This window comes from Porphyrobacter sp. TH134, assembly GCF_002855495.1.
In the GTDB taxonomy this organism is placed as follows: Bacteria; Pseudomonadota; Alphaproteobacteria; order Sphingomonadales; family Sphingomonadaceae; genus Erythrobacter.
This window is the reverse complement of record NZ_PKRO01000092.1, coordinates 1-1,887: the sequence shown is the minus strand read 5'-3', so window position 1 is coordinate 1,887 and position 1,887 is coordinate 1. Positions and strand designations below refer to the sequence as shown.

3 protein-coding genes are annotated in these 1,887 nt (G+C 66.9%); all 3 read left to right on the top strand.

All coding sequences use genetic code 11. The annotated features are described in order from the left end of the window. Positions 1 to 85 precede the first annotated feature (85 nt). Positions 86 to 463 carry an IS66-like element accessory protein TnpA gene (gene tnpA / locus C0V72_RS16025; protein WP_101795122.1) on the top strand — a complete coding sequence of 126 codons (378 nt, stop codon included), beginning with the start codon at positions 86 to 88 and terminating at the stop codon, positions 461 to 463. Continuing rightward, positions 460 to 801: an IS66 family insertion sequence element accessory protein TnpB gene (gene tnpB / locus C0V72_RS16020; protein ID WP_267893452.1), complete on the top strand. Its 342-nt coding sequence runs from the start codon at positions 460 to 462 to the stop codon at positions 799 to 801. Before tnpA ends, tnpB begins: the two co-directional genes overlap by 4 nt. Positions 802 to 861: 60 nt before the next feature. Then, the coding region (tnpC, locus tag C0V72_RS16015; RefSeq protein WP_143704649.1) for an IS66 family transposase at positions 862 to 1,887 on the top strand (1,026 nt) is incomplete at its 3' end.

Sequence of the window (1,887 nt, the reverse complement as noted above, 5' to 3'; positions counted from 1 at the left end):
GTATCCATCCGGCGGGGGCCGCCTTGCCTGGTTAGGCAGCGAGCGCTCTTAAGCGTGCTCTTAAGAGTGTGCTTTGGAGCGGTCGATGGGTCAGGTGACTGTGTTTTCGGGGCCCGAGCGGCGGCGTCGGTGGAGCGACGAGGAACGGCTGCAGATTGTGGCCGAGGCGTTTGCGCCGGGCGCCAGGGTTGCCGATGTTTGCCGCCGCCATGACGTCTCCTCGGGGTTGATCTACACGTGGCGGCGCAAGCTGCTCGATGCAGAGGCCGCCCAGGACGGTGACGTGCCCGAGAAGCTGCCAGCGGCGGTGTTCGCCGAAGCAGTGATCGACGAGGGCGCGGCGGCAGCCAGCGCTGCCGAGCACCCCGCGATCATTGTCGACCTGCCGCGCGGCAAGCGGTTGAGCATTTATCCTGCGGCATCGCCGGCGCTCGTCGCTGCTGCGCTGAAGGCTCTGCGGTGATCCCTCCCGGCGCGCGGGTGTGGATCGCGCTGGGCCACACGGATATGAGGAAGGGCATGCAGGGCCTGGCGCTGCTGGTGCAGCAGGGGCTCAAGCGTAATCCGCATTGCGGCGATCTGTTCGTGTTCCGCGGCCGCGCAGGCTCGCTGATCAAGATCATCTGGCACGACGGGATCGGTATGTCGCTCTACGCCAAGCGGCTCGAGAAGGGTCGGTTCGTGTGGCCCTCGGCGACTGAGGGAACGGTGTCGCTAACCCCCTCGCAGCTGGCGTGCCTGCTGGAGGGGATCGACTGGCGCAACCCGCAGTATACGTGGCGACCGGCGAGCGCCGGATAATCGTCGAAGAGGCGCATTTCGCCCTTGCGGCAGAGGGTGGAACATGATTCCACCCCTCCTATGGAAGCCGTCATCTCGCCCCTTCCGGACGATGTCGAAGCGCTCAAGGCGCTGCTGGTTTCCGCGCTCCAGAAGGCTGACGAAGCAGAGGCCAAGCTGGCCAACGCCCATGCCCGCGAGAGCGCCATCGAGGCGCTGATCGCCCACCTCAAGCTGCAGATCGCCAAGCTGAAGCGCGAGCAATACGGCCCCAGCGCCGAGCGCAGCCGCCGCCTGCTCGATCAGATGGAGCTGCAGCTCGAGGATCTCGAGGCTGACGCCGCCGAGGACGATCTGATCGCCGAGGAAGCGGCAGCCAAGACCACCGCGGTCACTGCGTTCGAGCGCAAGCCGCCCGCAAGGAAGCCGTTCCCCGATCACCTGCCGCGCGAACGTGTTGTGGTGCCTGCACCCTGTTCCTGCCCGGCCTGCGGTGGGGACCGGCTCTCGAAGCTCGGCGAGGACGTCACCGAGACGCTCGAGGTGATCCCGCGCTCCTGGAAGGTGATCCAGACGGTCCGGGAGAAGTTCTCGTGCCGGGACTGCGAGAAGATCGCTCAGGCCCCGGCACCGTTCCACGTGGTTCCGCGCGGATGGGCCGGCCCCAGTTTCCTCGCGATGCTGCTCTTCGAGAAGTACGGGCAGCACCAACCGCTCAACCGCCAGGTCGAGCGCTTTGCCCGCGAGGGCGTGCCGCTCAGCCTCTCGACCTTGGCCGATCAGGTCGGCGCGGCTGCTCACGCGCTGATGCCGCTCTACAAGCTGATCGAGGCGCATGTTCTGGCTGCCGCCCGGCTTCACGGCGACGATACGACCGTGCCGGTCATGGCCAAGGGCAAGACCGATGTGGCCCGATTATGGGTCTACGTCCGCGACGATCGGCCCTTTGCCGGATCTGATCCTCCAGCTGCCCTGTTCCACTACTCGCGCGATCGGCGCGGCGAGCACCCGCAGGCCCATCTCGCGGCATGGTCCGGGATCCTGCAAGCCGATGCCTATAGCGGCTACAACGAGCTCTATCGCGAAGGCCGCGACCCCGGACCCGTG

Coding starts and splice junctions, on each gene's coding strand:
- tnpA (WP_101795122.1), top strand. CDS start 86: ATGGGTCAGGTGACTGTGTTTTCGGGGCCCGAGCGGCGGCGTCGGTGG.